This is a genomic window from Pseudoalteromonas sp. NBT06-2 (assembly GCF_002276045.1).
Taxonomy (GTDB): Bacteria; Pseudomonadota; Gammaproteobacteria; order Enterobacterales; family Alteromonadaceae; genus Pseudoalteromonas.
In genome coordinates this window covers 1-26,770 of sequence record NZ_NQMR01000001.1, presented here as the reverse complement: position 1 = coordinate 26,770, position 26,770 = coordinate 1, and the positions used below count along the sequence as shown (strand labels likewise).

The following is a 26,770-nucleotide window of genomic DNA, read 5'->3' as shown; positions in this document are numbered from 1 at the left end:
GTGCTTTACTCCATCATTTTTTCAATAGGCATTACTAAAATCGAACTAGCGCCTAATGATTTAAGTGATTCCATTGTTTCCCAAAATAAGGTTTCTTGGCTCACCATGTGCAAAGCAACTAATTCATCAGAGCCAGCTAGAGAGAGCATCGTCGGCTGACCTGTGCCAGGCAATAAATCACATATTTCTTTTAAACGTAATTTTGGCGCGTGAAGCATGATGTATTTACTTTCTTTTGCTTGTTTGACCGCTTTTAAGCGAGGTAATAATTTTTCAATTAATGCTGCTTTATCTGGGCAATCTAATGCTGGATTTTGTATTAGGCAGGCATAAGACTCCATAATAGTCTTACCTTGCTTTAAACCGTTTGCTTCAAGGGTGGCACCTGTTGATACCAGATCGCAAATAGCATCTGCTAGGCCTGCTCTTGGTGCAACTTCAACAGAGCCTGATAAGTTAACTAAGCTTGCATTTATGTTTTCTCTTTTTAAGTAATGACTTAAGATTGCAGGGTAAGTTGTGGCAATTTTTTTATTTTGAAACCAATTCGAATCAACCGTGCCTAGTTCTTGTGGCCAAGCAAGTGCAAGACGACAATAGCCAAAATCCAGTTGTGCTAATTTTTTTGTTTCAAATGGCAAAGACTGCTGTTCACGCTCTGCTTGCATTTCAACTAATTCATTTTCACCAACGATACCTAAGTCACAAACACCATCCATAACTAACCCTGGAATATCATTGTGACGAACACGTAAAATATCAATTGGCATATTTGTAGAGTGTGCTATTAATTTTTGCTCTCTTAAATTGAGTTTAATACCAAGTTGTTTAAATAAGTTTTGGCAGTCAGTAGATAATCTGCCTGATTTTTGAATTGCGATGCGTAAGCGAGTTTGATCTGTCATTTTCATTTCCCGTTAATTTTTAGTATTTGTTAAGCGATATATCAAAAAGTTTAGGGGCTTAAAACTAAAAACCCCGAGGAGACCTCGGGGAGAAAATGAATATAGTGTTTATTCGCCTCGGGTTCCTTTTAGGAATACCCTTCCAGCGAAAACCTGAAAGGTTATTCGTTCGTATGATGATGAATAATGTTCAGGTTTATTAAAAGCATAATTTTTCCAATTCAATTTATGTTAAGGATAATATTGAATAAATATTTCCTTTTTAAAAGTGTTTATATAAAAACATGGAACGTAATTGTATACAAGTATTTTTTATTACATTATAAAGAATAAGTTATTCCTGCCGATAATAAGCTTATATAAGATGCTATTGTAGAGGTGCATATGGATAATTTACTACCATTTTTACCAAGGATTGCACATATTGAACCGTTAAAAAAGCGTTTGATTTATGTTGCAGGGATTAAAGACGCAAAAATAAAGTCTCTAAATGACCAAAATAAAACAATAAATGAATATAAAGTAAATGCAGTTGAAGAAAATTCGGAAAAAGGCGAATCAGAAGCAGGATTTGATGAAAATATACTCGATACATGGGCATAAACTAATAATTCAAAATTGAATATGCTAAATTCACATTTAATCTTCTAAAATATTAATTTTTTATCTGATATTGATCTGAAAAAATGTAAAATGTGATTTCAAATCAATTTGGGTAATTTCATGTCAAAAACAATTAGTAAAGTATCGTCATTTTTCTCTAAAGATGGTCCTTTATCAGCCAAAGTTGATGGTTATAAACCACGCGAAGCACAAATTGAAATGGCTACCGAAATAGAAAAATCACTCAAAGATAAATCCCAGTTAGTGATAGAGGCAGGTACTGGTATTGGTAAAACTTTCGCTTATCTTGTTCCTGCATTAATGCATGAAAATTCACAATCCATCACAAAGATTATAATTTCAACGGGTACTAAAGCTTTACAAGAGCAACTTTTCCATAGAGACTTACCCAATGTACTATCGGCCTTAAAAATTGGAAAAAAAACAGCTTTATTAAAAGGTAGAGCGAATTATTTATGTCCGTTAAGACTTAACCAACACATATCACATGTACCAACAGATGATCCCGATGTATTACATCAACTTGCAATGGTTGCAAAATTTGCCAGTAATACTCAATCAGGAGATATGGCTGACTGTATTGGTATAGAAGAAGGTGCAAAAGTTTTACCATATGTCACTTCTACCTCGGATAATTGTCTTGGACAATCTTGTCCTGATTATGATGATTGTTATATAAAAAAAGCACGAATGAAAGCCATGGAAGCAGACGTAATAGTAGTCAATCACCATTTGTTTTTTGCAGATATGTCTGTAAAAAATAGTGGTTTTGCGCAATTGATGCCCAAAGCCGATGGCTATATATTTGATGAAGCACATCAATTATCAGAAATCGCAAGTAATTATTTTGGTCAAAGTGTCAGTACGCGCGTTTTATTAGCACTTATAAAAGATCTACGCCTGATATATAGATCCGAATTATTTGATATGATTCAGTTAGGAAAAGCTATAGATAAATTAGAATCTAGTTTAAAAGACTTTAGACTTGAGTTTCCAATAGGTTCAGGAAAAGGGGATTGGTGCCAAATTTTAAAACATTCGGGTGTTAAATTTGCGGCTGATCGTATTATTAACGATATCACCTTTTTATATCAGGTGATTAAACTTGCCCTAGAAAGAAGCACTAAAATTGAGCACTGTTTCGAGCGTTGTATTGCATTTAAAGCTTTATTAGAGTTAATGTTTGATACCAATGATAAAGGGTTAAGCTATTGGTTTGAAACTACGAGAATGCATGTCAGCATTAACATTACACCGCTAGATGTTGCCGAAAAATTTAATGCTTTAATGAACAAACTAGATGCATCTTGGGTTTTTACCTCTGCAACTTTATCAGTGGATGAGTCATTATCACATTTTAATAATTCATTAGGCTTAGAGCCTAAACAAAGTTTAATAGTACAAAGTCCGTTTGATTATAAAAAACAAGCCTTATTGTGTTTACCACGTTATTTACCGGAAGTTAATTCTCAAGATATGGCACACGCTTTAGTGAAAGTTGCTAAACTATTAATTGAAGCAGCAAAAGGGCGTTGTTTTATTTTATTTACCAGTTATCGGATGATGGAATTAGTTGCCCAAGGAATTGCTTCTACTGTAGCTTATCCAATTTTAGTTCAAGGCCAAACTTCAAAACGTATTCTGCTTGAAAAATTTGTTCACCATGGCAACTCTGTTTTACTAGGAACAGCCTCATTTTGGGAAGGGGTTGATGTTAGAGGTAGTACACTAAGTTGTGTTATTATTGATAAATTACCATTTATTTCGCCTGATGATCCTTTATTACAAGCAAAAATGAAAGCGTGTAAACAAGTAGGCGAAGACCCATTTGAAAAAATCCAATTACCTCAAGCTATCATCACTTTAAAGCAAGGGGTAGGTAGGTTAATAAGAGACCATACAGATAAAGGTGTGTTAGTTATTTGCGATAATAGGCTAGTAACTAAAAATTATGGTGAAGTTTTTATATCGAGTTTACCGAACATGACACGTACAAGAGATTTAAATAAAGCAGCTGAGTTTTTAAGTCATATAGATTAAAATTCAGTGTAAGTTAAATGAAGGTTATAGTGTAATTTGAATATAAATGATTATTTTTAATACACACATAGTAAAGAATATAGCGAGAATAAATTAATGAGTTTGAAAGTACTAGCTCTTGATGCGGCGACAGAATCACTTTCTGCTGCAATATCAGCACACAGAAATAAAGATATAGTAAGCCACTTTGAAGTCTGCCCACAAGAACACAGTCAAAAGATATTACCATTAATAGAGTCTTTATTAACCAAAGATAATATAAAACTTAAAGATCTTGATGTCATCGCTTTTGGCCGTGGTCCAGGTAGTTTTACTGGCGTTAGGATCAGTGTTGCAATTACACAAGGGTTAGCATTTTCAGCTAACCTTCCCGTTGTTGGGATTTCGACTCTACAAACTATGGCGCAACAAGCGATTGATGAAACAGGTGCTAAAAATGTGTATGCTGCAATAGATGCACGTATGTCAGAGGTTTATTTTGCGTATTATTGTGCTGATGAAAATGGAATTGCAAGATTAATAGATAAAGAAATTGTGATCAAACCTGAACTATTAAAGCTAGATTCTAGTGAAGTTGTTGCAGTTGGTACTGGGTTTGCGACTTATCCTAAGCTTTACGAAGCAGATAATATTAAATTTTTAGCTGATATTACGCTACCAAATGCCAAGTACATGTTAAAAATAGCGTCAGATATGTATAACAAAGGTGGATGTGTTAGTGCGTCACAAGCACAACCTATGTATGTACGTGATACAGTGACTTGGAAAAAACTACCTCGTAAAGGGTAGTATATTAGAGTCTTTTCAGTGTAAGGTATATACTTAAAAAATATTATAGTTAAAATTGTTTAAAACATGTATAAGTTAGGTGTCAATGTCAGTAATAAACGGATTCAATAATGGATTAGATAACTTAATATACTCTAAGCCATTAAAAGTAGCATCGAATCAATACTTTAAAAAAGAACTAACTGAGCAAACATTGTTTGCTCAACGATCTATTAATAACCGAAATGAATCAGATACGCGCTTTATTAACAGTAAAGAAGCGATAAAAGTATTTGAAAGTAGTTTAAAAAATGAAAAGTACAGCACGATTTATGATCAGCCCAACCACAAAACCAGTAATGCAATTGCTGCATATAATACTTTAGCCCATCAAGAGCGAAGAAACGAAGTACAAAATTTGATTGGAATTGATACTTTTGCTTAAAAGATATATATGTCGTAAAACTTAATACAATAGGAAAGTGTGAAAATAACAACATACAGTTTTTCTTTTTAGTTTTTTTAACATCCATGTTAAATCTTATTTAATGATAATTGCTATGTTTTTTTAACATCTACAATTAATTTTAGCTTCTGTCCTGGTTGTAAGTATTTATTTTTACTTATGTTATTCCATTTTATGATTTCTGAGATAGATACGTTAAACTGATTTGAAATTCTAGCTAATGAATCACCACTTCTGACTTTGTATGTGATAGTTCTATTAACCGTTTTTAATGTACTTATATTTTTTTGTTTTTTATAAACTAATAATTTCTGACCTGGTTTTATCATTGCACTGGTTTTTAGTTTATTCCATTTACTGAGTTGCTGTATCGTGACACCTTGCGCATGGCTAATATCCCAAAGAGTATCGCCTTTACGCACAATATAAGTACTTTTTTGTTGCGTCTTTTTATCCGAGCTTTTAGAAGCAAACCTCATCTTCCTTGATAAGTTTTTATTATCAATTTGGTCGTTACTTAAAGGAACAAATAATTGCTGACCTAATTTGATCATATTTGAATTTAGTTTGTTTAATGTTTTGATTGAGTCCGTACTTGTACTAAATTTATTAGCAATGACAGATAAACTATCGCCTTTTTGAACTTGGTATCTTTGCCATCTAATACGGTCTTTCATACTAGTTTTAGCTAATTTTTTATTGAAACCATCAATTTTATCGATTGGTAATAATAAATTGTATGGTCCATCAGGATCTGTTGCCCAGCGATTAAAAGCAGGATTAAGACGATATAACTCTGTAATATTGATATCAGCCATTTGTGCGGCAAGTGCCAAATCTATTTGTGAACCAATATCGACACTGTCTATTACTTGCGCATTGACAATTTTTTTCCAGGTGACATTAAATTCTTTTTGATTCTTAAGTAGATCTGCAAGTGCTAATAGTTTAGGTACGTAAGCTGTTGTTTCTGCAGGTAAGTCTAATGACCAAAAATCAGTTGGTAAATGTTTATTTCTATTTTTTTTTATCGCTTTTAATACGCGTCCTTCTCCTGAATTATAAGCAGCAATGGCATTTAGCCAATCTCCCTCTAATGTTTTATGAAGATAGGAAAGGTAATCCAGAGCCGCGCGAGTAGATTGTACTATGTCTCTACGGCCGTCATACCACCAGTTTTGTTTTAAATCAAAACGTTTTCCAGTAACAGGCATAAATTGCCAAATACCAGAAGCACTTCTATGGGAGTATCCAAATGGGTCAAATGCACTTTCTACAATTGGTAGTAGCGCAAGTTCAATTGGCATTTTTCTTTTTTCTACTTCTTCAACTATGTAATATAGATAGGGGGCACCTCGTGTTGAAATTCTATCTAGATATCGTTGATGTTTAGCGTAATAATTTCTTTCAGTAACGACAGCACGATTTTGGGGAACAGGTATTGACAATTGATAATTAATTCTCTGCCACACATCATCAAATATTGGTGTAGACTCTACCTCTTGTTGTTCATTTTGATTATCTGAAAGCGCTAATAATGTTAATGCGTCAACTATATCGTTTGGTTGTGCTGTTGCATGTTCGGCAGGTTGCTGTATTTGGTTTAACTGATCTTTATCAGTTTCTGTGATTTGACAGCCTACTAACATAAGCGCTGTAAAACCAATTATATGTGGTTTATTCATTTTTATATTTTTATTAATTTTTTATTAAGGAAACATAATTAAACAGATAGTAACTTTTCTATCTGTGTGGCTCAAGTATTGTTATGGGTACTGTTTTGACATTGATTTTTCATATAAAGACAATTTAACTATTAAAAATTGTCTTTATATGACCTCAGGTTAGCTAAGTTAGATTCAGGCTTGTTTATACTTTTTATATATTGCTTTGGTATTTCAAAATGGTTACTTGGATCCAAACTTTTTAAATATGGATTAACTTTTAATTCTTGAGCAATCGTTGAAGGCAAACTTTCAAGTTGGTTGTTTCTTTTTGAACTAGTAAGCTGTTTGTAATTTTGGATCTCTAGGTTTTTAGGATCTACTTGTTGTGCAAAAGCAATATTTGCCTCTGTATATTCATGAGTACAATATACCTTACAATTTTTATTCAACTGAGCTATTTTTTGCAATGAGTGAAACATGTGTTTAGGTGTACCTTCAAACAACCTACCACAACCAGCGCTAAACAAAGTATCTCCGCAAAATAATATATCACAATTATAATAACAGATATGATCTAAGGTATGACCTGGTGTCGATAGTATATTAAATGTAACACCCAAAATATTAATGCTATCGTCTTGCTTTAGTGTAATATCTGAATCGGTAAAAATACTATTTTGAGGACCATATACTGTTATATCTGGATAGAACTGTTTTAATTTTGTAACACCATCAGTGTGATCCCAATGATGATGTGTGATTAAAATACCCTTGAGCGACAAATTATGTTGTGCAATATAATTGACAACAGGTTCAGACTGACCAGGGTCAACTACGTAGAGATCTTTTGAGCCATTAATTGTAATAGCCCATATATAATTATCTGAAAATGCCTGTATAGGGAATATAGTTAACATAAATTGTCTGTTTTTATTTTTACTTGCTTTAATTATATCAATATATCAGATAAATTAAGACTTCATTTAATATTTAATGTCTATTTTCAAGATAGGGAGGACTGTATAATTGAAACCCGCATTAAGTTTTCGAGATGCCCCTAAACCGCAAAGTTGGCAAGAGTTTCCTCATGGGGATTATCTACAACAAGAAATTGAAAATAAAATTTCAAAGTGGTTACCCCGTGTGTTTGGTTATCATTTTTTAAAACTAGGAGATTTAAGCGGACAATTAAATACGCAAGCTTGCTGTATAAAACATCAAATTTGTGTGGCGCCAGAATGTAATCGTGCAGGTGTACTGGCTGAAATAGATGAACTGCCTTTTATGGAACATTCAGTTGATGCCTGTTTATTAAGTCACTGTTTAGAATATTATAGTGATCCTCACCATATTTTAAGAGAGACTCAAAGGGTGCTTCTACCTGGAGGCTATATTATTCTTACTGGTTTTAATCCATTTAGTTTATGTGGCATGGCAAGGTTATTACCTTTTAGTAGACAAAAACTCCCTTGGAGTGGGCGCTTTTTTACACCAGCAAGAGTTAAAGATTGGCTTAATTTGCTTGGTTTTGAAGTCATTAATGATGAAAGATTTATATATTCCTCTTTGGCTAGAGGCAGTAGGTTGTCACGTTTTGGTCCTTGGCAAAGTTTTTGTCAGCAATATTTAAAACCTATGGGAAGTGTTTATATGCTGGTGGCTCGTAAAAGAGTTTCTCCTCTCACCCCAATTAAACCTAAATGGCATGCACGCCCACAGTTCTCCCCTGTTGTTAAAGGTGTTGGTGTGCAAAGAGGGAATACTAACCCTAACTCTCATTAATTTGATGTTAGCCTATTGTACGGTGTTAATAATTAATAACATGCTCAGGCAGTTTGGTATTATTCAAACTGCCTCTTACTGTTTAGCTTATTTAACCTTCAATAAATTTGATTAATTGTTTCGCAATATCTGTATTATTTAAATTTCCAGTAAAATGATTTGAACCCTTACCATAAGAAAATACTTGAACATCTATGGCCGTATGACCATTTGTTGTCCACCCTGTATAACTTCTTGTATTTATGATTTCTTTAACAGCAATAAATAGACTAGCTTCATCAATATTCTTTGCAGTTTTAAGAGACTCAAGCTCTACAGTTGATAATGATATATTTGAATGTTTATTCCATTCCTGAATTAAGTTTTGTTTTTTAAAAAGGTTTTGACTTAATTTCATCGCACTCAATTTAAAACCTTTTACTACCTGGGCTTCCCATTTATATATATCATTAGCGCCTATTGTAAGACCTCCTGTAGAGTGATCTGCAGTGACAACTAGTATGGTATCTGGATTATTATCAACATACTGTTTGGCAATTTCAATTGCATTAGCAAAATCGTGCATTTCAGCCATTGCACAGGTGATATCATTATTATGACCACACCAATCAATTTGGCTTCCTTCAATCATCATAAAAAAACCATTTTTAGATTGTTTATTTACTAAGTTTAAAGCTTTTTTTGTCATTATTTCCAAATGGTTTTTTGCTGAATCTATGGTGAAAGGAAGACCTATACTGTCAAATAAACCTAAAGCAGGAAGTTGTGTTATCTTTTCAATATCACTCAATTTATCTATATATTGGTAGTTATAATCAATAAATTCATTTACTAAATTTCTATCTTCTCGAATAAAATAATCAGTACCACCTCCAAACAAAAGGTCAACGGGTAATTGGCCATTTATTTTATTATCAATGTAATCATTAGCAATTTGGTCATAGTTTCTTCTGCTTTCATTATGGGCCGTAAAGCTAGCAGGTGTTGCATGGTTAATCTGAGAAGTTACAACAAGAGCTGTGAGCATTTCTTTTTCTTTTGCGATTTCAAGCATTGTTTTTACGGGTTTTTTGTTACTATCTACAGCAATTGCGCCATTATAACTTTTAATTCCGCTACTGAGTGCTGTTGCACTTGCAGCACTATCTGTAACATAGGTATCATCGTCAGGATATGTACGGGCAGTACCTGTTAATATAGTGTCAAAAACGGTTTTTTCTATTTTTTTAGTTTTTATATCGTCATTATAATATCTGTAAGCAGTTGTATACGCTGGTCCCATACCATCACCGATCATATAGATGATATTTTTTGGTGTTTGCTTAACAGGATATTTATTCAGTTGGGCGCAAGCTGAAATTGATATAGCAATTGATACTAAAATTAGTGATTTTTTCATTTTTATTAATGTATTTTTTTATATAAACATATACATACCAGAATATTAAATCTAATGGTACTAACTTGCGATAAATGAGACTCAACGTTAATCATTTTTGAAAGGAATATATGAATAAGTATAATTTGAAACATATAACAGTCCGTGATAAAACACCGACAATTGCGGGGGTAGTTAATGAACATAAAGCAGGTAACGTTAATATTGTAGCACTGCATGGCTGGCAAGATAATTGCGCTAGCTTTTACCCATTAATCAAGTTACTACCACAATATAATTGGTTAGCATTTGATTTTCCAGGTCATGGACATTCACAATGGCGCCATAGTGAAGCACATTATTATTTTATTGATTATATAGATGATATTTACCAAGTAATTGTTACAAACTTTGAACAGCCCGTTCATATTATAGGACATTCAATGGGGGCAATGGCTGCGACATTATTTTGTGCCTGTTTTCCAGAACTTGTTCATTCAGTTGTATTGATAGAGGGTGTAGGACTCGTAAGTACTCCTGATGAAGAAGTTGTTTCACAGCTAAGAGGTGCTATTTTAGATAGATATAAAAATAGCTCAAATATTTCAGTTCAGAAATTAAAGTATTATAAAACGCTTGATATTTTAGTTAGAGCGAGAATGTCAGTAAGTGATTTAGATTATGTTCACTGTGAGTCATTAATGAAAAGAAATAGTGAAAAAACTGAATCAGGAATAAAATTGCGAATTGATCCAAAATTAAAACATCATTCCGGTTTTCGTTTTAATGAAACACAAGCAATTATGGTTTGTAAGCAAGTTTATGTACCTGTAAAATTAATAATTGGCAATCAAGGGTTTAAACAAATAAAAAAAGCTATTAGTAAATATTCTTGTTATTACAGAGAGTTAACAGTAATTAAAATGTCTGGGGGTCATCATTGCCATATGCAAAACCCTAAAGATGCAGCTAAAATAATCAGTCAGTTTATCAAGTAGAAAATAAAGATTTTCAGCATAGATTTGTAACTTTATTTTAAATATGTGATGATATCCTCTTGATTAGAGCATTTACTCAGTTGTGAAATAACCTTAGTTGAATTAAGGTTTAAGATAAGAACAAACAAAATACTTAGATTTATGAATTTAAATAATTGGTATATAAAAATAAATTATAAAAACGGGAGCAACAAGTGGACAAAATCTGGCTAAATAGGTACCCAGAAGGCATGCCTGAAGAAATAGATCCAAATCACTATGACTCACTACTTGAAGTTTTTGAACGTAGCTTTAGCGATTATGCTGATTTACCTGCATTCTCAAATATGGGTAAACAATTAACTTATAAAGAAATTGATAAGGCTACAAAACAATTTGCGTCTTATTTACAAAATGATTTAGGGTTAGTTAAAGGTGATAAAGTGGCTGTAATGATGCCTAACTTATTGCAAACGCCTATCGCTATTTTAGGTACGCTTAGAGCTGGTTGTGTTGTCGTAAATGTGAATCCACTTTATACAGTCAGAGAATTAGTACATCAATTAAATGATTCCGAAACCCAATCAATCATTTTATTACAAAATTTTGCTAATACCTTAGAGCAAGCATTACCACAAACTAACATTAAAAATATTGTACTGACAGAAGTGGGTGATCTATGCGGTGGTGTTAAAAAGTATGTGGTAAATTTTGTTGTAAAACACGTTAAAAAAATGGTCAAACCTTTTAATTTACCAAATACAATTGCTTTTAATGATGTTTTATCTCAAGGAAATATATCACAGTATAGAAAACCAAATTTAACCCATGAGGACTTTGCTTTTTTACAATACACTGGCGGTACTACTGGCGTTTCAAAAGGTGCTATATTGACTCATGGCAATATGGTAGCAAATTTAGAGCAAGTGTCAGGGTGTTTGGATAAAATTTTAGTTAGAGGTAAAGAAATAGTTGTCACTGCGTTGCCTCTGTATCATATATTTGCTTTAACGGCTAATTGCCTCACTTTTATGAAATACGGTGGCTTGAACCTACTAATTACCAACCCAAGAGATATGAAAGCTTTTGTTAAAGATCTTTCTAATAATAAATTTACGGCAATCACAGGTGTAAATACACTTTTTAATGGTTTACTTAATACTCCTGGCTTCAGTGACTTAGATTTTAGCGCATTAAAGTTTTCACTTGGTGGAGGTATGGCTGTACAAAGGCCTGTTGCAGAACGTTGGCAAAAAATGACGAAAAGCAAATTAATGGAAGGATATGGTTTAACCGAATGTGCTCCATTAGTCACTATTAGCCCTTATGATCTCGAAAGTTATAATGGTTCAATTGGTCTACCTGCACCAAGTACATTATTAAGAATCGTAGGTGATAATGGTCAAGATATGCCCGTAGGGGAGTCCGGTGAATTGTGGGTCAAAGGTCCACAGGTAATGAAAGGTTACTATAACAGAGATGACGAAACCGCAGAGTGTATGACTGATGGTTGGTTTGCCACTGGTGATGTTGCAAAGTATGATGAACAAGGTTTCTTTTTTATTGTCGATCGTAAAAAAGACATGATTATTGTTTCTGGTTTCAATGTATTTCCAAATGAGATTGAAGAAGTCGTGGCAATGCATGAGGGTATATTAGAAGTGGCTGCTGTGGGTGTTCCACATGACGTATGTGGCGAGCAGGTCAAAATTTTTGTTGTGAAAAAAGACCCTTTACTGACAGAAAAAGATATAATAAAACACTGCCGTAAAAATTTAACGAATTATAAGGTGCCAAAATTTGTAGAGTTCAGAGATGAACTACCCAAAACAAATGTTGGAAAAATCTTAAGGCGCGCTCTAAAAGAAGCCAGTTAAATTTTACTTTTTATAAAACCGGCATAGCCGGTTTTTTTATACCTAATTATTAGGATATTCAATTGCATTCTTTATGCTTAGAAAATCAGTACATTAAAACACAAGAACAATTAGATATTTATTTGTTAGCTATTAAAGAAAGTAAGATATTAGCAATAGATACTGAATTTATGCGCCGTCGAACTTTGTATCCTGAATTAGCATTGATTCAAGTATATGATGGCAAAAATCTGGCACTTATTGATCCTTGTTATGAATTAGATTTATCAAAGTTTTGGTTAATCTTATCTGATGAATCTATATTAAAAGTATTGCATTCCCCTTCAGAAGATTTGGAGGTTTTCATGAAACATGGTCAATGTGTACCAAAACCATTGTTCGATACTCAGTTTGCTATGGGGTTGCTTGGCTTTGGTAATAGTGTTGGTTTTGCAATGATGGTAAATAAGTTACTTTCATTAGAAATTGATAAAAGCGAATCTCGTACAAATTGGTTGCAAAGGCCATTAACACAAAGACAGCTTGATTACGCTGCTGGAGATGTTCTTCATCTTTTACCTTGTTTTGAAATTATTAAAAAACAAATTGATGATAAAAACTGGTTGGATATTATTTTAAGTGAAAGTGCTTTAATGGCTAAGAAACGTCAATATCAAGTACCAGATGAAAAGTTATATTTGGAGATAAAAAATGCATGGCAGCTTAATTCATCTGATTTAGCTGTATTAAAAGAATTAGCGGTATGGCGTCGTGATAAAGCAAGAATTAAAAACCTCGCATTAGGTTTTATTTTAAAAGAACACAATATGATTGAAATTGCAAAATCAAAACCAGCGAGTATCACAGCTTTAAGAAAACTTCCGGGTATAGAGGTTATGACAGTAAATAAGTCAGGTAAAGAAATTCTTAAATGCATAGAGAAATTCACTTTATTAGAAAAAGAACACTACCCACAAAAAATTGTTCGACTGGTTGATTACCCTAGTTATAAAACAGAAGTAAAATTAATTAAACATCGAATTGATGCTGTGGCAAAAACTCAGGGGATACCAACAGAAGTTATTTCTAGTAAAAAGCAAATTAATCAATTACTGAGCTGGCACTGGAAATGTGATAAAGAGCAAAAAAAGAAAAAACTCACTCCAGATCTATTAAGTTGTTGGAGATATAAAATTTTGAAAGGTAAATTAATAGAGTGGGAATAAATATAGCCGTTCATTAAATATAAAAAGGGCCATATAGCCCTTTTTAATATCAGTTATTTATCATCAGGCAATGTAACATTAAGTTCTAAAACTGCTAAATCATCTTCATTTTGCTCAAGCTGTACAGAAACTTGATCCGATGAAATCGGAACATATTTACGGATAACTTCTAAAATATCTTTTTTTAATTGAGGTAGATAATCGGGTGTATCTCGTTGTGATCTTTCATGGGCAACAATTATTTGTAAACGCTCTTTAGCTAATGAAGCGGTTTTAATTTTGGGTGAACGAAAATAGCTTAATAATGACATGTTATCCTCCAAAGATTCTTTTTAATAAACCTTTTTTAGGCACTTGTAAAAATCGATAATCTATATCTTCCCCTAACAGTCTATCAATTGCATCTTGATATGCTTTTCCTGCATCCGATTCTATATCTAATATAACAGGCTGGCCTGAATTAGATGCACTCAATACTGATGGTGATTCAGGGATAACACCTAATAAATCAATTGCTAAGATATCTTGTACATCTTCTACTGAAAGCATTTCACCTTTTTCAACTCGTTCTGGGTTATAGCGAGTTAACAATAAATGCTCTTTCACACCATCTAAACCTTCTTCTGCGCGCTTTGATTTACTATGTAAAATTCCTAATATACGATCTGAATCGCGTACTGAAGATACTTCTGGGTTTGTTGTTACAATTGCTTCATCAGCAAAATAAAGTGCCATCATCGCACCGGCTTCAATACCTGCTGGAGAGTCACAAATAACAAAGTCAAAATCTTGTTTTAATTCGTTTAAAACACGTTCTACGCCTTCTTTAGTTAATGCGTCTTTGTCTCTAGTTTGAGAGGCAGGTAAGATAGAGAGTTTGTTAACTCGTTTATCTTTTATAAGCGCTTGGTTAAGGTTCGCTTCACCATTAATAACATTGACAAAGTCATATACAACTCGACGTTCACAACCCATGATTAAATCAAGGTTCCTTAAGCCAATGTCAAAATCTACTATAACAGTTTTATAACCTTTAAGTGCTAAACCGGTACCGATAGCAGCACTTGATGTCGTTTTACCAACGCCACCTTTTCCTGATGTAACAACAATCACTTTTGCCATGATATTTATCCTTTAACCAATGCTGTAATTTCTAACGAATCGTTTTTGTACTTTATTGCTGCAGACTTGCCCCATAACTCTCCTTGAAGAGAATCACTTATCCAATAATTGCCATCAATAGAAACTAATTCAGCTTCTAATCTTTGACAAAATACTTGTGAATCAATATTACCTTTAGCGCCTGCTATAGCACGACCACGAAGAGCACCATAAATATGAATGTTGCCATCAGCAATCACTTCTGCACCATGACTGACAGCTCCTAAAACTATTAAATCACGATCTTTAGCATAGACTTGCTGACCAGATCTTACTGTACCATTGATAACTTTAGCAGGTAGATATACATCTTTTTCAATAACTGAAGTGTTATGTGCTGAGTTCTTGGGTATTTTGGGTTGAGGTTTTATGTCTTGTGAATAAGTCAAAACCGAAAGCATATTCTCTTTTGCTAAGGTATTATGACTGTCACTTCCATTACATATACCAACTGGATTAAGCTGTAATCCAGTCAATATTTGTTTGAGTTCAGCAAAATCTATTCTTTGTTCAGAAATAGACTGTAGATTGATCACTATGGGAGCACCATAAAAAAACTTGGGTGCTTGTGATATTTTCTCGTCAAGTTGTTTGCCTAAGGCTTGTAAATCATTTTTATACAAGTTTAAAACAGATAACGTGAAAAGATTTCCTTTGAGTTCAAAAATTTGTTCAGACATAGGCGCTTTATAATTATTCTTTATCAGCGCTCTGACAGCAAAACGCCTCACTTTCTTGTCATGCCATGTTATAATGCGCGCCAATGTTAAGCAAGTTCTATAGGCACCAAATGTTATCTGCTATATATAAAAGTAAACGTAAAGCTGACACATACCTTTTTGTGGAGAAAAGAGATGATTTTTCAAAGGTTCCTGAAGTGTTATTAGACACTTTTGGAAAACCTGTTTTTGTAATGTTAATCAATATCAGTAAACGAGACTCTTTAGCGGGCGCCGATATAAATAAAGTAAAAGAAAATTTAACTGAACAAGGTTATTACTTACAAATTCCACCACCAATTGAGAATTTATTAGAAACATTTAGAAACGAAAACGGGGCAAATAGTTTAACTTAATAATCTATCTAGTTGAATTAAAATTAATATGAATAAAAGTTTAATAGAATCTCAATTCTGGAGAAGTAAATCTCTTGAGCAAATGAACAACGCAGAATGGGAGGCTATTTGTGATGGTTGCGGAAAGTGCTGTTTAAATAGTTTTATAGATAGTGAAGATGAGGATGATTTCGAACCAACGGACTCTCTTAGAGAAGGTGAGGAATTAATCTATACCAATATTGTTTGTCAATATTTAGATACTCAATCTTGCTTTTGTACAGAATATGAGAAACGGACGCAATTTGTCCCTTCGTGCGTACAATTGACTAAAGAGAATGTAAAAGATATTTTCTTTATGCCACAAAGTTGCAGTTATAGAAGGTTATATGAAGGTAGGGGCTTAGCAAGTTGGCATCCATTATTAAATAATGGAAGTAAACAATCGATGCATGATTCAGATATAAGTGTTGTAGGTAAAGTAGTTAAAGACAATGAAGTTAATTTAGAGAACTTTGAAAATTATATTTCACATTGGCCTGAGCATGATTGTGATTAGCAACAATAACATAAGTTAATAAAAGAGATTTACATGAAAAAAGATGGATTCGCTTGTCTAGGTTTATTTAATCCTAAAAGCCCAAGTAACGTAGGTGCTGTAATGCGAGCTGCTGGTTGTTATGGTGCAAATTCTGTATTTTATACTGGTAATAGATATGAGCATGCGAAAAAGTTTGTTACTGATACTAAAAAGGTACATCAAGACATTCCTTTGATAGGTACTGAAGATTTAAAAAAAGTGATCCCATTAGGCGCCACACCCGTTGCGATTGAACTCATCGAAGGGGCGAAACCTTTAACTAATTACATACACCCTAAAAGTGCTTTTTATGTTTTTGGTCCAGAAGATGGCTCTCTAAATAAAGAAGTATTATCTTGGTGTGAAGATGTTATTTATATCCCAACTCAAGGTTGTATGAATCTTGCCGCCACAGTGAACGTTGTTTTATACGACAGAATGGCTAAATCAGCTAATATCCAGCTAGGTGACGATGTGATTCGAGGAAGTCGAGATAACAATAATAAAGTAAAAATTTAGTTATTTATATTTTAATACAAGGATAAATCTTGGCCTACGGGAGTTTGGGTAGAAAACGATTACGGCGCTATGATTGTTAATCAGGCAATACCATGAATTACAAATAATGCCTTTCACTCGTATCCAACCCAAGCTCTGAAACCTGCATTTTCAAGAAGCACCGATATATTAGCACAGCAAAGTTACTTTTATTTGCTAATTCTCACTTAAACTGAAAGCTATAAATCAATTGGAATATAAATGAGTTTCTTTTTTAGGTATTTATTTCTTTGAAGAATAAGTTTTGCTAACCTTAGCGATAAATCACTCATTATTTATCGATTCATATGCACTTTATTATCAAATGTATTATTGCAGTCCTACTTGCGAACGTGTGTTTACAAGCTCATGCTGGTGTAAGTGATTTCCCGATTATATCAAATAAACGAATAATAAATGTTGTTCTTGAAAAAGGTCATTGGACCGAATATGTAAAAAAAAACTTAGCGCCTGAATTTACTAAGCAAACTGGTGTTAAAGTTAATATCATTGAATTGAAACTGGCCGATATGTTAGAAGTTCAAGTTGAAAGTTTTGTTAATGCGAGTGCAAAATATGATGTAGTGACTTTAGAGGCTGGTTGGGCTAAAGAGTGGGCTGCTAAAGGTTATACAAGACCATTAAATACACTCGCTAATAAATTCGACTCAACAAAAAAAGATTGGAATAATTTTCTTGCTCCATTTTTCCCTTCACTTGTAGAAATATTAAGTTATAAAGATGTTTTATATAGTATTCCTTATAACACTTATGTAATGGGCAATCATTATAGACTAGATTTATTTGAAGATAAAAGTGAGCAAAAAGCGTTTTATGGGCGTTTTAATTATCAGCTGAATCCGCCTAAGTCATTAGAACAACTCAAAGATATCGCTCTGTTTTTCACAAGAAAAAAAGGTGAATTACTTAAAGGCAAACCACTAAATAATGATTTTTATGGTGTTGCGCTAATGTCCGGTAATAAACCTCATATTAATGATGAATGGTCCTCTATTTTATGGGCTAAAGGGGGAAAGTGGTTTCAGCCAAATTATATAAATAATCAATTAGCAAATTTTAGTCTTCCAGAAAACTATGAGTTGTTACATGAAACGGCAAAATACTACATTGATCTAAAAAAGTATGCGGTACCTGCAAATGATGAATTTGCATATATTGAGGCAGCTCAGGCATTATCTCATGGAAAAGTCGCTATGTGGCCCTTCGCCTATAATAACTTGTGGATTAAATCATCTGAAAAAAATAGTACTGACAAAGAACAAAAATTTGCTGTATACGGTACACCTGGTGGGAAACCATATCATGGCGCTTATGCTTTTTCTGTGGCGTATAATAGTAAAAATCCAGAAGCTGCATTTTGGTTTATACGGTATATGACATCAAAAAAAGGGCAGTTAAACTATGCTTCAGGGGGAGGGAACTCAACCAGAAAAGATGTTAATTTAGAACTCACAAATGCATTAGATAAAGCAAGTTCACAATACTCTGCATACAAGTCAACTTTTAAAGCGAGTATGGCTTGGTCTGGTATTATTGAGCGTCATGGACATTATATGAGCACTGCTATGGGAACAATTTATACCTTATTACAGCATTACACTTACTTAATATCCAATGAAAAAATTGAAATACAAAAAGGAGTTGATGAGTTAATGTTGAAAATATTACAGGCTCAAAATGAAGTTGGTGAAAAAGCGATGGTTTTCCATTAATGTTTCCAAGGAAAATTAAAAGCCAATTAAATACTTCCCTTTTATTAAGCTTAACTTTGGTACTTATTAGTATTTTTGCAGCAAACTTATTGGTGGACAGAGTAAGTCATTCATATGAAGATGTGATTGATAATACTTTGCCCATTATGAAAAAAACTTCAAATTTGTCGGTTTTAAGTAAAGAGGTTTCTACAGAATTAGAGGGGATGGCACTAAAGCAAGATCAAATAAAACTCGATAAAAGTATAGATAAAATTATCATATTATGGAGTAAGATAGATCATTTGATACTCACTATATTAAATGAAAATATTCCAAATGAAGAATATATTTTATTACAAAAACAACAACGATTAATTACACTATATAAAAAGTTTGCACCACAGTTTAAAAGACAAGTTTACTTAAAAAAACAAGCAGATCTATACAGTGACCAGTTTAACTTAAGAATTAATAGCCTTTCTGAATATAGTCAGAATACTTTATTAGTTAAAATGGAATATCTTGCAAAAAAAATGGTGTCTTCACCAGCATCGGACAATGCTCAATCTGAGCTCAAATTCGCCTATCAATTTTATAAAAATAGCATAAAGTTCATAACATTATTAAAAAAAGCAAATACAAGTAACGATGTAAATATCATTAATTCGTTAAAGGTAGATACTGTTAATGTGTTTAACGCAATGGAAGTTTCAAGTGAATCGCAATATAAGTACCGAAAATTTGCAGATACTTGGCTTGAAAAACAAAGAGATTTATACGCGGGTAATAATTCTATATTCAAGATCCGATACGACGTTATTCGCTTAGGTGGAGTATTGAATGCGCTAATTGAGCAACAAAAAGATATCGTGAAGGCAATCGGAAAAACATCCAACAGCTTAAGTATTAAGTTACAATATATTATGGAATCAAAAAATCTAGAGACTTTAAATACAGTAAGCAATATTAACTATGTATTTCTAATATTGATTATATTAAGTATCAGTCTTTCTTTTATTTTAATGTGGATTTTTGTCAATAAAAGCCTTTTAATTAGGTTAACTGAAATAAGAAAAAAAATACTTAAGTTATCCGAAGGAGATGTCGATATTCAGATCGAAGTTCATAAGGATGACGAGTTAGGAGATATGGAAGATGCTTTATCACAACTAAAACACTATGTAGAAAAAGCGAAAAACTTTTCAACTCGAGATTCTTTAACTGGATTACTTAATCATGCTCAGTTTAAACAAAATTTAACTGTTGAAATAAAAAAGAATGCACGTCAAAACATGCCAATTAGCTTAGCGATTATAAATATAGACTATTTTAAAGAGTACAATGATGCACATGGACATCCGCAAGGAGATAAGTGCTTAAAACAAGTCACTACAATAATAAAAAATGTGTTTAAACGTACCGGAGATTCAGCTTATAGAATTGGGGAAGAAGAATTTGCAATTTTAATGATAAATACTAAGGCTGAAATTCACAAAGCAAAAATTGAATCGTTACAATTAGCTTTACACAAAGCAGAAATACAGCATGAAAAATCTACAACATCTGATTACTTAACTGTCTCTGTTGGAATATATAGTGAGAGTCCTAAAAAAAATGACTCTTTTGAAGATTTTTATAGTAAAGCTGATATTGCACTTTATAAGGCGAAAAAACAAAAAAATACAATCGTAATACAGCATAATAAACTTAAATGAAAAAAATTAAAGTTGTTAATTTGTTGCTAGTTTTATCTTCTTTACAATGCTAAATTCACAAATCAAATATACCAATTTATCTAAAAAACTCACGCGATTTGTAATTGGTTCTTAATGAATAATTTTTAGGGTTTTTAACTATGAAAAAAGTAGGGCTTGTAGGCTGGCGCGGTATGGTTGGTTCTGTTCTTATGGATAGAATGCAAAAAGAAAATGATTTTGATAACTTAAATGTTACCTTTTTTACCACATCACAATCTGGACAGATGGGGCCTGATTTCGCAGGTATCAGTAGACCGTTATTGGATGCAAATGATTTAAATGCGTTAGCTCAAATGGATATTATTTTAACCTGTCAAGGTGGAGATTATACTAATGCTGTATACCCACACCTAAAAGAAATTGGTTGGGATGGTTACTGGATTGATGCTGCATCTAGTCTACGTATGAAAGATGATAGTATTATTGTACTTGATCCTGTTAATAAAGACGTCATTTCTCAAGGTTTAGAGCAAGGAGTTAAAACTTTTGTTGGCGGTAATTGCACCGTTTCGTTAATGTTGCTTGCATTAGGTGGTTTGTTTGAACAAGACCTAATTGAATGGGTGAGTCCACAAACTTATCAAGCAGCGTCAGGTTCTGGTGCAAGACATATGAAAGAACTAATTAAACAAATGGGTGAAGTTCATAAGAGTGTTGCTGATAAACTTGATGATCCTCAATCTGCTATTTTAGAAATAGATCGAATTGTAAGTAAAAAAATACAATCAGAATCGCTTTCAACAGAGCAATTTGGTGTACCATTAGCAGGTAGTTTGATCCCTTGGATTGATGTACCTATGCCATCAGGGCAAAGTAAAGAAGAATGGAAAGCACAAGTTGAAGCTAACAAAATATTGGGTTCATCACAGCAGCCGATCCCTATTGATGGTTTATGTGTCAGGGTAGGTGCTATGCGTTGTCATTCGCAAGCGATGACAATAAAACTTAAAAAAGATATTTCAGTAGAAAAGATTGAATCTATACTTGCAGGACATAATCCTTGGGTTAAAGTTATTCCAAATGATAGAGATATTACTTCAACGGATTTAACTCCGGTAAATGTGACAGGTACATTAAATATCCCGGTAGGGCGTATTCGTAAACTAGCAATGGGGCCTGAGTATATCAGTGCCTTTACTGTTGGTGACCAATTGCTATGGGGCGCTGCAGAGCCGCTACGACGCATGTTGCGTATCATTACTGAGCAATGATAAGAAAACCCGATTTAATCGGGTTTTTTTATATCTTGGATTACTCACTGATAATCAATATCAGCTATGATACGACAGTTTTAACAATTAATTTAGATTTTCTAAGGATTTTATATGAAAATGATTATAGCGATAAGCGCTATTATTCTTATTGTGTTTTATTTTTATAATAAAGTAAGTGTAAAAAAAATATCTCAAAAAAATATTAAGTTAGGAAAAGAATATTTAGCATTTAATAAGATACAAGAGGGGGTTTTAGAGACAGGCTCAGGTCTACAGTATAAATTTATTTCTAAAGGGCAAGGAGAAATCAATCCAACTCTTACCAGTAAAGTTAAAGTTCATTATCATGGTACTTTAATCGACGGCTCTGTATTTGACAGTTCAGTAGATCGTGGTCAGCCAATTTCATTTGGGTTAAACCAAGTCATTTCTGGGTGGAGTGAAGGTGTTCAATTGATGGTAGAGGGCGATAAAGTACGTTTTGTGATCCCAAGTCAATTAGCATACGGTAATCGTAATGCAGGGAAAATTACTGCAGGTTCTACTTTAATTTTTGAAGTAGAGTTAATAGCTATTGAATAGAAGCTCTCATGTTATACCCAAGCCACTTCAAGATGTGAGATTCAGGACTGCTGAGCAATTCATGATCTAGGCGCATCTTTGCATTAATGGTTACTCCCTTAAAAAAAGATGGACCGGCAATATGCTCCTGCATTGCTCTAGTACCTACATCCATGCAGGCAACAACGAGCATGATTTGCTCAGAAGTCCCTGTAAGGTTGGTTTATAAATACTTTATGCAGCGTTATTGATTTTGAAAAGGAATAACCATGTTCTTCAATCAATGCCTTGCCTAAAGCATTTCTAATTCCAACTGAATCCTGCATCTTGAAGTGGTTTGGGTATAGTAGGAGTATTAGCGCCTACTGACTCATGAAAATATTTTTTATAAACCATCAATGATTCCATTATTGACCGCATTATTTAATAATTTCATTTATTCAAACATGACTATTTTCCTAATTCATGCTATTTTATCCGACCTTATTTTGGAGTTTCTATGATTAATAACCTAGTATTACGCCGTTTACGTTATGCACTTAATTTACGTGAAGAGTCAATGGTGGATATTTTCGCATTGTCTGCACATAAAATAACTAAATTTTCGATTAGCTGCCTTCTTAAAAAAGATGACGATGAAGCTTTTGTGGAATGTACTGACGTTGTATTAGAAAAATTTTTAGATGGTTTAATTATAAAAAATCGTGGTGTTAGAGAAGATAACGCTTCAAATCCTGCTAAAAGCACTACTGAAGTTGTAAGGCTTAATAATAATATTATAATGAAAAAATTAAGAATCGCATTAGAATTTAAAGATGATGATATGCTTGATGTAATGAAAAAAGCAGGATTTAGATTCTCTAAAACAGAATTAACCGCACTATTTAGAAAGCGCGGAACACGAAACTTTAAGCCTTGTGGCGATCAATTATTAAGAAATTTCTTAATTGGTTTGTGTGAGAAATTTAGACCTTCCGAGAAAAAAGATGTCGTTTCAGACAATTCACCATGGAATCAGATTAAGAAATAGTAAAAAAGGCGATACTAGTCTAGCCTTTTTTAAGGCTAAACTTTAATTTATGCCACAGATGTCATTTTTTACGAGCATTAAAAGCTGCCATTTGTTCATCTGTAGCTGGTAATTGATGCTTTTCCTTCCATTCTTTATATGGCATTTTATAAACCCATTCTTTAGCTTCATCCATATCTAAATTTACATCTCGCTCTTGTGCTTCAGAAACTAACCATTTACTTAGGCAGTTACGACAAAAGTTACCAATGATCATTAGATCAATGTTTTGTACATCTTTATTATTATCTAAATGTGACAATAGCTTTCGAAAAGCTGCCGCTTCTAATTCAATTTGGGTTTGCTTATTCATGTTTATTCCATATGACTAATATTTATTATAAAACATTTTAACTAAGGCCAATAAAAAAAGGTAGCTTAGCTACCTTTTTTAATTTATAAAATGATTATGAAAATTGACGGATGATACGACCTGAATCATTACCACTATTAGCTCTAGGTTTCTTAGACCAAACATCATCACGGTTTCGTGAATCACTGCGACCACGAGAATCGTTACGACCGCGTGATTGGTTTCTACGCGAATCGTTTCTATTTCCGCGATCATTACCTCTTCGCTCTTGACTATTTTGATCAGCTGATTTGGCTTCTTGAATTTGTTCTGCACTCGCTAAACTTGGTGAAATATCTTGCCTACGAATTTGAACGTTTTTCAATCTATCAAAAGCTTGCTTATCCATATTTTTTGGTAAATCAACATGTGTAAAGTCACCATATAGACGAATTTGACCAATATCACTAGCGCTAATTGAAATCTCATTTGCAACAGCACCGACGATATCGCCAGGTCGAACACCTTGACTACGACCAACATTAAAGCGGTAAGTATTGAATTCACCATTATCACGACGAGGTCTACGTTCGCCACGATCTACTCGGCCGTTACGGTCATTTCTAGAGTTCTTATCATTTCTAGAACCACGCTCATTTTTATCAAATGCACGTTCTACAGGGTCAGATTTTGGAAAAAATGGCATGTTAATTTGTCTTTCAAATAACAATGCAGAAGCAAGTTCAAGTGGTGACAATTGGGTTTTTTCTGCAACATTTTCAAGAATTTCAGTGAATTGTGCTAAATCATTATCTTCAATAATTTTTTGTAATTTTTCTTGTGTTTTGGCAACACGTTTTTCACCAAGCTGTTCCGATGTTGGCATATCAAAAGATCCAATCTGACCATCAGTAACTCTTTCCAAGCGGTGTAAACTACGCATTTCTCGGCCAGTTGCAAATAATATTGCTTCACCCTCACGACCTGCTCGACCAGTACGACCAATACGGTGAACGTACGACTCAGGATCATGTGGTAAATCATAGTTAATTACATGAGAAATTCGCGGAACATCTAGTCCTCGAGCAACAACATCTGTTGCAATCAAGATATCTATTTTTCCAGTTTTAAGTTGATCAACAATACGTTCACGATCTTGTTGTTGTAGATCACCGTTTAATGCTGATGCAGAAAAACCTTTACTATTAAGGTGTTCAGCTAAAACGATTGTATCGTTTCTTGTTCTGACGAAAACAATCATTGCATCATAATCAACAATTTCAGCGATTCTTTCTAAACCAGTATTTTTACCTATACGGCCAACACGCCATGCTTTTTGTGTGATTTTTGCTTTATTTTCTTTAATAGATTCAATTTTTATGTGTGTTGGATCGGTTAAGAATTGACGTGTAATTTTTTTAATAGGAGCTGGCATTGTTGCTGAGAAAAATGCCATTTGAGTTTCACTTGGAACATGTTCTAAGATCCACTCGATATCTTCTAAAAAACCCATGTTAAGCATTTCATCAGCTTCATCTAAAACACATGCTTTTAAGTTATCTAAATTCAGTCGACCTTTTTTGATGTGATCCATCATACGGCCAGGTGTTCCAACAACGATTTGTGGACCACGTTTTAAATCACGTAACTGAGGAGTATATGATTGACCACCATAAACAGTTGTTACAAACATGCCACGCATATGCTTACAAAAATCTGTTAATGCTTCAGCTACTTGTATTGCAAGTTCGCGGGTAGGGCACACTACTAGCATTTGTGGTGCTCGTAAATTTGCATCTAATCTAGATATAATTGGTAAACCAAATGCAGCTGTTTTGCCAGTACCAGTTTGTGCTTCACCTAATACGTCGCCACCTTCTAATAGTATTGGTATAGATTGCTTTTGTATTGGTGTTGGTGTTGTATAGCCCATTTCTGTAATTGATTGTAAAACAGCAGAGTTTAAATTTAATGATTCAAATGTAATGTTTGTGCTATCAGTCATGTATGTCTCTTATCTATTCTTCTAAAGAATGAGGCAAAAGCTGAGAAGACATCCCTTTGATCCAAAATACGTGATAAAAGTCTAATCGACTTTCATACAAATGTTTAATCTCAGTCTTAGTGTGAATTAAATTTATTTGAACAATAAATTTTCACAGATGCTTTCAACCTCAGTTTATGTACTCATCTAGTCGTTTTACAAACTGTTAGATGACTTACCGAACTTGGCTGAACTTAAATTTAGTTTAAGTTGGATTATTAAAAAATCTCTAGCACCTGTCGGAGAATTGCGTACTATACAGATATAAATAATAAATACAAGAATAAATAAAAGTAATGATCGATGAAATGCAACGATTGTTAATGGTATTTACTTAAGTTGTTTGGCTATCTCAAACCTTTATAGCCCATAAATGATATTATGTTAAATGGGGTGTTAAATTATTATTAATATAGTGCTTATCGTTAATATATAAATTAACGTTGCATTTATTGTTTGATTTTTATACTTGAATTATTGTAAAACCACCAATGTCCAGTACTAACAGGTATCGGACTTAAAGTGCTTACTGTACATTTATACAGATAAAATATAATATACCTAAAAATTAAATATACAGTTTAAAAATATATGCTGATAGCATTAGTTGATACATTAAAACAGCTCCGTCTTCAAATTTCACACCTTGAAAATAATACGCTTCATCTAGACTACCCTCAATTATCTCGGTTTATAGCAAAAAAAAGTAAAACTATTTTACATATTCATAGTGATCTTAATTTTTTATATCAATTTTTGTTTGTATACGGAAGGAAATCCGAAGGCACATTTAATCGGTTTAGAGGCGAAATCGAAAGATTTTACCTTTGGTCTTGGCATATAAAGGATATATCGGTATTTGATTTAAAACGTGTCGACTTAGAAGAGTATGTAGAATTTGTTGTTAAGCCAGGAGATAAATGGATTGCAAGTTCAGTTCAATGGCGTTATAAAAATATTAATGGAACTCGAATCCAAAATGAAAATTGGCGCCCTTTTATAGATAAAGAACAATGCCTTAGTCAACAAAGTTTTTCTTCATTATTTACAGCGCTGAATGTTTTTTATAAGTTTGCTGCGTAATAACATGACTTTGA

General features: G+C 33.2%; 26 protein-coding genes and 1 pseudogene. 17 read left to right on the top strand and 10 right to left on the bottom strand.

From position 1 onward, the window contains the following. Positions 1 to 5 precede the first annotated feature (5 nt). Positions 6 to 905, bottom strand: coding sequence for an ATP phosphoribosyltransferase (gene hisG / locus CJF42_RS00135; RefSeq protein ID WP_095364724.1), 900 nt, complete (start codon positions 903 to 905; stop codon positions 6 to 8). A 384-nt stretch (positions 906 to 1,289) separates the two neighbouring features. Here hisG and CJF42_RS00130 point away from each other — a divergent pair, with 384 nt between their 5' ends. The 4 genes from CJF42_RS00130 to CJF42_RS00115 all read left to right on the top strand — a co-directional run bounded on the left by CJF42_RS00130 (position 1,290) and on the right by CJF42_RS00115 (position 4,782). Further along, complete coding sequence (locus tag CJF42_RS00130) at positions 1,290 to 1,508, top strand: hypothetical protein (RefSeq protein WP_095364723.1); 219 nt, start codon at positions 1,290 to 1,292, stop codon at positions 1,506 to 1,508. A 120-nt stretch (positions 1,509 to 1,628) separates the two neighbouring features. Continuing rightward, positions 1,629 to 3,569 (top strand): DNA repair helicase YoaA, encoded by a 1,941-nt coding sequence (gene yoaA, locus CJF42_RS00125; RefSeq protein ID WP_095364722.1) that lies wholly within the window; start codon positions 1,629 to 1,631, stop codon positions 3,567 to 3,569. 96 nt (positions 3,570 to 3,665) lie between these two features. Continuing rightward, positions 3,666 to 4,358, top strand: coding sequence for a tRNA (adenosine(37)-N6)-threonylcarbamoyltransferase complex dimerization subunit type 1 TsaB (tsaB, locus tag CJF42_RS00120; RefSeq protein WP_095364721.1), 693 nt, complete (start codon positions 3,666 to 3,668; stop codon positions 4,356 to 4,358). An 85-nt stretch (positions 4,359 to 4,443) separates the two neighbouring features. Continuing rightward, the gene (locus CJF42_RS00115) at positions 4,444 to 4,782 is read left to right on the top strand and encodes a hypothetical protein (protein WP_095364720.1); all 339 of its coding nucleotides are present in this window, start codon (positions 4,444 to 4,446) and stop codon (positions 4,780 to 4,782) included. Between the two features lie 113 nt (positions 4,783 to 4,895). Here CJF42_RS00115 and CJF42_RS00110 read toward each other — a convergent pair whose 3' ends face one another. Together CJF42_RS00110 and gloB are read right to left on the bottom strand one after the other, a co-directional pair. Continuing rightward, positions 4,896 to 6,488, bottom strand: coding sequence for a lytic transglycosylase (locus tag CJF42_RS00110; RefSeq protein WP_095364719.1), 1,593 nt, complete (start codon positions 6,486 to 6,488; stop codon positions 4,896 to 4,898). Between the two features lie 131 nt (positions 6,489 to 6,619). After that, entirely contained in the window at positions 6,620 to 7,387 is a 768-nt protein-coding gene (gene gloB, locus CJF42_RS00105; RefSeq protein ID WP_095364718.1) for a hydroxyacylglutathione hydrolase, read from the bottom strand. Positions 7,388 to 7,496: 109 nt separating this feature from the next. On the opposite strand from gloB, the gene CJF42_RS00100 reads away from it, so the two are divergent. Beyond that, positions 7,497 to 8,252 (top strand): class I SAM-dependent methyltransferase, encoded by a 756-nt coding sequence (locus CJF42_RS00100; protein WP_095364717.1) that lies wholly within the window; start codon positions 7,497 to 7,499, stop codon positions 8,250 to 8,252. 91 nt (positions 8,253 to 8,343) lie between these two features. Here the strand turns inward: CJF42_RS00100 and CJF42_RS00095 are convergent, their stop codons facing one another. Next, positions 8,344 to 9,651: an alkaline phosphatase gene (locus CJF42_RS00095; protein ID WP_095364716.1), complete on the bottom strand. Its 1,308-nt coding sequence runs from the start codon at positions 9,649 to 9,651 to the stop codon at positions 8,344 to 8,346. Positions 9,652 to 9,761: 110 nt separating this feature from the next. Here CJF42_RS00095 and CJF42_RS00090 point away from each other — a divergent pair, with 110 nt between their 5' ends. The 3 genes from CJF42_RS00090 to rnd all read left to right on the top strand — a co-directional run bounded on the left by CJF42_RS00090 (position 9,762) and on the right by rnd (position 13,689). Further along, on the top strand, positions 9,762 to 10,628 hold the full coding sequence (locus CJF42_RS00090) for an alpha/beta fold hydrolase (RefSeq protein ID WP_095364715.1): 867 nt from the start codon (positions 9,762 to 9,764) through the stop codon (positions 10,626 to 10,628). 194 nt (positions 10,629 to 10,822) lie between these two features. Further along, entirely contained in the window at positions 10,823 to 12,484 is a 1,662-nt protein-coding gene (locus tag CJF42_RS00085; protein ID WP_095364714.1) for an AMP-binding protein, read from the top strand. A gap of 62 nt (positions 12,485 to 12,546) precedes the next feature. Then, entirely contained in the window at positions 12,547 to 13,689 is a 1,143-nt protein-coding gene (gene rnd, locus CJF42_RS00080) for a ribonuclease D (RefSeq protein WP_095364713.1), read from the top strand. A 53-nt stretch (positions 13,690 to 13,742) separates the two neighbouring features. Here rnd and minE read toward each other — a convergent pair whose 3' ends face one another. From minE to minC, 3 genes are read right to left on the bottom strand one after another with little or no spacing between them, the layout of a single operon-like run. Next, positions 13,743 to 14,000, bottom strand: coding sequence for a cell division topological specificity factor MinE (minE, locus tag CJF42_RS00075; protein ID WP_095364712.1), 258 nt, complete (start codon positions 13,998 to 14,000; stop codon positions 13,743 to 13,745). Between the two features lies 1 nt (position 14,001). Further along, positions 14,002 to 14,811 carry a septum site-determining protein MinD gene (gene minD, locus CJF42_RS00070; protein WP_095364711.1) on the bottom strand — a complete coding sequence of 270 codons (810 nt, stop codon included), beginning with the start codon at positions 14,809 to 14,811 and terminating at the stop codon, positions 14,002 to 14,004. 5 nt (positions 14,812 to 14,816) lie between these two features. Beyond that, a complete protein-coding gene (minC, locus tag CJF42_RS00065; RefSeq protein ID WP_095364782.1) occupies positions 14,817 to 15,530 on the bottom strand; it encodes a septum site-determining protein MinC in 714 nt (237 codons plus the stop codon). Between the two features lie 110 nt (positions 15,531 to 15,640). On the opposite strand from minC, the gene CJF42_RS00060 reads away from it, so the two are divergent. From CJF42_RS00060 to bamJ, 7 genes are all read left to right on the top strand, one after another. Continuing rightward, the gene (locus tag CJF42_RS00060) at positions 15,641 to 15,925 is read left to right on the top strand and encodes a YcgL domain-containing protein (protein ID WP_095364710.1); all 285 of its coding nucleotides are present in this window, start codon (positions 15,641 to 15,643) and stop codon (positions 15,923 to 15,925) included. Positions 15,926 to 15,953: 28 nt separating this feature from the next. After that, on the top strand, positions 15,954 to 16,463 hold the full coding sequence (locus CJF42_RS00055) for a YcgN family cysteine cluster protein (protein ID WP_095364709.1): 510 nt from the start codon (positions 15,954 to 15,956) through the stop codon (positions 16,461 to 16,463). Positions 16,464 to 16,496: 33 nt separating this feature from the next. Next, positions 16,497 to 17,003 carry an RNA methyltransferase gene (locus CJF42_RS00050; protein ID WP_095364708.1) on the top strand — a complete coding sequence of 169 codons (507 nt, stop codon included), beginning with the start codon at positions 16,497 to 16,499 and terminating at the stop codon, positions 17,001 to 17,003. Positions 17,004 to 17,329: 326 nt separating this feature from the next. Then, on the top strand, positions 17,330 to 18,754 hold the full coding sequence (locus CJF42_RS00045; protein ID WP_095364707.1) for an ABC transporter substrate-binding protein: 1,425 nt from the start codon (positions 17,330 to 17,332) through the stop codon (positions 18,752 to 18,754). Further along, the gene (locus CJF42_RS00040) at positions 18,754 to 20,451 is read left to right on the top strand and encodes a sensor domain-containing diguanylate cyclase (protein ID WP_095364706.1); all 1,698 of its coding nucleotides are present in this window, start codon (positions 18,754 to 18,756) and stop codon (positions 20,449 to 20,451) included. The genes CJF42_RS00045 and CJF42_RS00040 overlap by 1 nt, the downstream gene beginning before the upstream one ends. Before the next feature lie 140 nt (positions 20,452 to 20,591). Next, the gene (gene asd, locus CJF42_RS00035; RefSeq protein ID WP_095364705.1) at positions 20,592 to 21,704 is read left to right on the top strand and encodes an aspartate-semialdehyde dehydrogenase; all 1,113 of its coding nucleotides are present in this window, start codon (positions 20,592 to 20,594) and stop codon (positions 21,702 to 21,704) included. A 114-nt stretch (positions 21,705 to 21,818) separates the two neighbouring features. After that, positions 21,819 to 22,289 (top strand): BamJ family beta-barrel-assembly machinery protein, encoded by a 471-nt coding sequence (gene bamJ, locus CJF42_RS00030; RefSeq protein WP_095364704.1) that lies wholly within the window; start codon positions 21,819 to 21,821, stop codon positions 22,287 to 22,289. On the opposite strand, the gene CJF42_RS27055 is transcribed toward bamJ, so the two are convergent. Then, positions 22,279 to 22,461: a hypothetical protein gene (locus CJF42_RS27055; protein WP_095364703.1), complete on the bottom strand. Its 183-nt coding sequence runs from the start codon at positions 22,459 to 22,461 to the stop codon at positions 22,279 to 22,281. The genes bamJ and CJF42_RS27055 overlap by 11 nt on opposite strands. A 306-nt stretch (positions 22,462 to 22,767) precedes the next feature. Between CJF42_RS27055 and CJF42_RS00020 the strand changes: the two genes are divergently transcribed. Next, positions 22,768 to 23,298 carry a YehS family protein gene (locus CJF42_RS00020; RefSeq protein WP_095364702.1) on the top strand — a complete coding sequence of 177 codons (531 nt, stop codon included), beginning with the start codon at positions 22,768 to 22,770 and terminating at the stop codon, positions 23,296 to 23,298. A gap of 61 nt (positions 23,299 to 23,359) precedes the next feature. Here CJF42_RS00020 and CJF42_RS00015 read toward each other — a convergent pair whose 3' ends face one another. Then, positions 23,360 to 23,650 (bottom strand): DUF1244 domain-containing protein, encoded by a 291-nt coding sequence (locus CJF42_RS00015; RefSeq protein WP_095364701.1) that lies wholly within the window; start codon positions 23,648 to 23,650, stop codon positions 23,360 to 23,362. Between the two features lie 94 nt (positions 23,651 to 23,744). Next, positions 23,745 to 25,634: a DEAD/DEAH box helicase gene (locus CJF42_RS00010; protein WP_095364700.1), complete on the bottom strand. Its 1,890-nt coding sequence runs from the start codon at positions 25,632 to 25,634 to the stop codon at positions 23,745 to 23,747. Between the two features lie 630 nt (positions 25,635 to 26,264). Between CJF42_RS00010 and CJF42_RS00005 the strand changes: the two are divergent. Beyond that, positions 26,265 to 26,750 (top strand): annotated as a pseudogene (locus CJF42_RS00005) (tyrosine-type recombinase/integrase); the annotation flags it as partial. Positions 26,751 to 26,770 lie beyond the last annotated feature (20 nt).

Bases quoted from the DNA above. Each gene is read 5' to 3' on its own strand.
- minD (WP_095364711.1), bottom strand. From the start codon at position 14,811: ATGGCAAAAGTGATTGTTGTTACATCAGGAAAAGGTGGCGTTGGTAAA.
- CJF42_RS00040 (WP_095364706.1), top strand. From the start codon at position 18,754: ATGTTTCCAAGGAAAATTAAAAGCCAATTAAATACTTCCCTTTTATTA.
- tsaB (WP_095364721.1), top strand. From the start codon at position 3,666: ATGAGTTTGAAAGTACTAGCTCTTGATGCGGCGACAGAATCACTTTCT.
- CJF42_RS00050 (WP_095364708.1), top strand. From the start codon at position 16,497: ATGAAAAAAGATGGATTCGCTTGTCTAGGTTTATTTAATCCTAAAAGC.
- CJF42_RS00110 (WP_095364719.1), bottom strand. From the start codon at position 6,488: ATGAATAAACCACATATAATTGGTTTTACAGCGCTTATGTTAGTAGGC.
- asd (WP_095364705.1), top strand. From the start codon at position 20,592: ATGAAAAAAGTAGGGCTTGTAGGCTGGCGCGGTATGGTTGGTTCTGTT.
- CJF42_RS00055 (WP_095364709.1), top strand. From the start codon at position 15,954: ATGAATAAAAGTTTAATAGAATCTCAATTCTGGAGAAGTAAATCTCTT.
- CJF42_RS00115 (WP_095364720.1), top strand. From the start codon at position 4,444: ATGTCAGTAATAAACGGATTCAATAATGGATTAGATAACTTAATATAC.
- CJF42_RS27055 (WP_095364703.1), bottom strand. From the start codon at position 22,461: ATGCTCGTTGTTGCCTGCATGGATGTAGGTACTAGAGCAATGCAGGAG.
- CJF42_RS00020 (WP_095364702.1), top strand. From the start codon at position 22,768: ATGATTAATAACCTAGTATTACGCCGTTTACGTTATGCACTTAATTTA.
- minE (WP_095364712.1), bottom strand. From the start codon at position 14,000: ATGTCATTATTAAGCTATTTTCGTTCACCCAAAATTAAAACCGCTTCA.
- CJF42_RS00060 (WP_095364710.1), top strand. From the start codon at position 15,641: ATGTTATCTGCTATATATAAAAGTAAACGTAAAGCTGACACATACCTT.
- CJF42_RS00045 (WP_095364707.1), top strand. From the start codon at position 17,330: ATGCACTTTATTATCAAATGTATTATTGCAGTCCTACTTGCGAACGTG.
- CJF42_RS00130 (WP_095364723.1), top strand. From the start codon at position 1,290: ATGGATAATTTACTACCATTTTTACCAAGGATTGCACATATTGAACCG.
- CJF42_RS00010 (WP_095364700.1), bottom strand. From the start codon at position 25,634: ATGACTGATAGCACAAACATTACATTTGAATCATTAAATTTAAACTCT.
- yoaA (WP_095364722.1), top strand. From the start codon at position 1,629: ATGTCAAAAACAATTAGTAAAGTATCGTCATTTTTCTCTAAAGATGGT.
- bamJ (WP_095364704.1), top strand. From the start codon at position 21,819: ATGAAAATGATTATAGCGATAAGCGCTATTATTCTTATTGTGTTTTAT.
- CJF42_RS00095 (WP_095364716.1), bottom strand. From the start codon at position 9,651: ATGAAAAAATCACTAATTTTAGTATCAATTGCTATATCAATTTCAGCT.
- CJF42_RS00090 (WP_095364715.1), top strand. From the start codon at position 9,762: ATGAATAAGTATAATTTGAAACATATAACAGTCCGTGATAAAACACCG.
- gloB (WP_095364718.1), bottom strand. From the start codon at position 7,387: ATGTTAACTATATTCCCTATACAGGCATTTTCAGATAATTATATATGG.
- hisG (WP_095364724.1), bottom strand. From the start codon at position 905: ATGACAGATCAAACTCGCTTACGCATCGCAATTCAAAAATCAGGCAGA.
- minC (WP_095364782.1), bottom strand. From the start codon at position 15,530: ATGTCTGAACAAATTTTTGAACTCAAAGGAAATCTTTTCACGTTATCT.
- CJF42_RS00015 (WP_095364701.1), bottom strand. From the start codon at position 23,650: ATGAATAAGCAAACCCAAATTGAATTAGAAGCGGCAGCTTTTCGAAAG.